Origin of the sequence: Phytoactinopolyspora endophytica, assembly GCF_004138495.1 — a bacterium.
GTDB lineage: Bacteria > Actinomycetota > Actinomycetes > Jiangellales > Jiangellaceae > Phytoactinopolyspora > Phytoactinopolyspora endophytica.
In genome coordinates, this window is the sequence record NZ_ML142851.1 from 497,773 (window position 1) to 500,243 (window position 2,471).

At 67.9% G+C, this 2,471-nt stretch carries 4 protein-coding genes; 2 read left to right on the forward strand and 2 right to left on the reverse strand.

Going from position 1 to position 2,471, the window contains the following annotated elements; genetic code table 11:
• Together ELR45_RS37210 and ELR45_RS08150 are read left to right on the forward strand one after the other, a co-directional pair.
• The coding region (locus ELR45_RS37210; RefSeq protein WP_205856220.1) for an alpha/beta fold hydrolase at positions 1-518 on the forward strand (518 nt) is incomplete at its 5' end.
• A gap of 230 nt (positions 519-748) precedes the next feature.
• Positions 749-1,276 carry an NUDIX hydrolase gene (locus ELR45_RS08150; RefSeq protein WP_129665117.1) on the forward strand — a complete coding sequence of 176 codons (528 nt, stop codon included), beginning with the start codon at positions 749-751 and terminating at the stop codon, positions 1,274-1,276.
• A 38-nt stretch (positions 1,277-1,314) separates the two neighbouring features.
• On the opposite strand, the gene kdgD is transcribed toward ELR45_RS08150, so the two are convergent.
• Together kdgD and ELR45_RS43175 are read right to left on the reverse strand one after the other, a co-directional pair.
• A complete protein-coding gene (gene kdgD, locus ELR45_RS08155; RefSeq protein ID WP_129664955.1) occupies positions 1,315-2,265 on the reverse strand; it encodes a 5-dehydro-4-deoxyglucarate dehydratase in 951 nt (316 codons plus the stop codon).
• 130 nt (positions 2,266-2,395) lie between these two features.
• A partial coding sequence (locus ELR45_RS43175; RefSeq protein WP_205856245.1) for a hypothetical protein occupies positions 2,396-2,471 on the reverse strand: 76 nt, incomplete at its 5' end.

The following is a 2,471-nucleotide window of genomic DNA, read 5'->3' on the forward strand; positions in this document are numbered from 1 at the left end:
GGATCTCCGCCGTCGTCACCCAGAACGGCAACGGTTACGAAGACGGTTTCGTCGAGTCGTTCTGGACCGACGTCTGGGCGTACGCGGCGAACCCCGGCCCGGACACCGAACCTGCCGCCCGCGCCGCGCTGAGCATCGAGGCCATCCGCTGGCAGTACGTGCACGGCGTGCCTGACCCGAGCGTGGTCAGCCCGGACACCTGGGAGCACGACTTCGCCCTCGTCTCCCGCGAGGGCAACGACGAGGTTCAGCTGACGCTGTTCCGCGACTACGCGAACAACCGCCCGCTCTACCCATTGCTGCACGATTTCCTGCGCACCAGCGAGGTCCCGGTGCTCGCCGTGTGGGGCCGCAACGACGAGATCTTCGGCCCTGCGGGCGCGCGGGCCTTCGCCCGCGACGCGAAGGACGCGGAGGTGCACCTGATCGACGGCGGTCACTTCCTGCTGGAGAGCCACCTGGACGTCGTCGCGGGTTACCTGCGCGGCTTCCTCGGGCGGGTGCTAGGGCGTGTCTGATCATCCGATTGGCCGGTTCGGTCAGCCAGCGAGGGCGAGGATGTGGTGATGGCTGGCTGTACCGCTGGTGCAACGGATGTGTGCTGCCAGCCGCCGGATTCTCGATCGGACCCACGATCCGCCGAACCGGTCACCCGCCTGAGGCCGCCCGGCGGGAAAACTGAGTGAGGCTCGGCGGACGACCCACATAGGCTGTACGCGTGCTTGAAGATCGACGAACCCTTACCGACATGCTGTCCAGGTACCGTCCGGTGGATCCGGCTGAGGCTGCGGATGTCGCACGTACCCGCACGATGGTCGAGAACGAGGCCGATCCGTGGCTGCGGACCACCCCGTTGCACTGCACGGCGTCCGCGATGATCGTGCAGCCGGAGTCGAAGCGCGTACTGCTCCGCTGGCACCAGCGCCAGCAGGCGTGGCTGCAGGTCGGTGGCCACGGTGACCCGGGGGAGAGCGATCCGGTCGCGATCGCGCTCCGGGAGGGCCAGGAGGAGACGGGGCTCACCGACCTCGTCCCGTGGCCCGACGACGCACTCCTTCAGGTGGTGATCGTCTCCGTCCCGGCCAATGAGCACGAGCCGGCCCACGAGCATGCCGATCTCCGGTTCGTGCTGGCGACGTCAGACCCGGAGGCGGCCCGTCCGGAGCGGGCCGACGCGCCCCTGCGTTGGCTCAGCCTTCCAGAGGCACGCGACGTGATCGACGAGACGAACGTCCAAGAGACGCTCTCTCGTGTCGAGCGGCTTCTGGTCACCTGAGCGGCGGCGCTGCGGGCGCCGTGTCTGTTCTCCCTTGATCAGATGGGCTGGGCGGGCGCCGCTGTCGCGGGGCTGACTCCAGCGGCGTCGATGAGCTGCGTCAGGTCGGATCCGTCCTTCGTGCTGAGGTCCTGGAGTGGCGGACGGACCGGCCCCAGGTCGCGTCCGATCGCCCGGAGGCCCGCCTTCACGATCGAGACGCCGTATCCCTTCGCTCGGTCGCGGATCTCGAGGTAGGGGAGAACGAACCGGTTGAGTTTCTCCGTGACCGCGGCCCGGTCCTGGCGGCGCACGTCCTGGTAGAACTCGAGGGCGAACTCCGGGACGAAGTTGTACATCGCCGACGAGTAGGTGCTCATCCCGAGCTGCACCAGGGGCAGGGCGAACGTTTCCGCCGTCGGCAACCCGCCGAGGTAGAAGAGCCGGTCGCCGTTCATCGCGTACACGCGAGTGAGGTGCTCGATGTCGCCGACCGCGTCTTTGAAACCGATGAAGTTGGGATGCAGATCGGCCAGGGCCGCAACGGTCTCGGCCGAGTAGACGGCGTTGGCGCGGTTGTAGACGATCACGCCGATGCTCGTCGCCGCGCACACGGCCGACGCGTGAGCGAGCAGCCCGGCCTGGTCGCATTCCGTCAGGTAGGGCGGGAGCAGGAGCACACCGTCGGCGCCCGCCGCCTCAGCCGCCCGGGCGTTCGTGACCGCCTGATTGGTGCCGCCACCGGCCGAGCCGAGCACGGGAATGCGCTCGCCCGCTTCTTCGACGGCGATGCGGACGACGAGAGCTGCCTCCTCAGGCGTGAGGCTGAACCCTTCCCCGGTACCTCCCGCGGCGAAGAGCCCGCCGATGCCGGCCCGCGACTGCCAGTCGACGTGCTTCCGATAGGCGTCCTCGTCGAGTTCGAAGTCAGGCCGGAACGCCGTCGCAGGGAACGAGAGCAGGCCATCTTTGAGTGTCGCGGCGAGTTCGACTGGCGAATAACGTGCCACGGTTCATCCTTCGGGTCGGGTGCCGCAACCGGCAGGGGAGTCGATGCCGGGTCCACGCTAGAAAGCCGTGTCGATGCCTGTCCAAGCCCATTGCGGTATCTATCGATGCGTAACGGGCATCAATCCATCGTCAGGCGCGGATCACCTGCAATACCCGGGCAAGAGCCGGATTGCGCACGTCCCGGATCCAGACCGCGTGAAGCTCG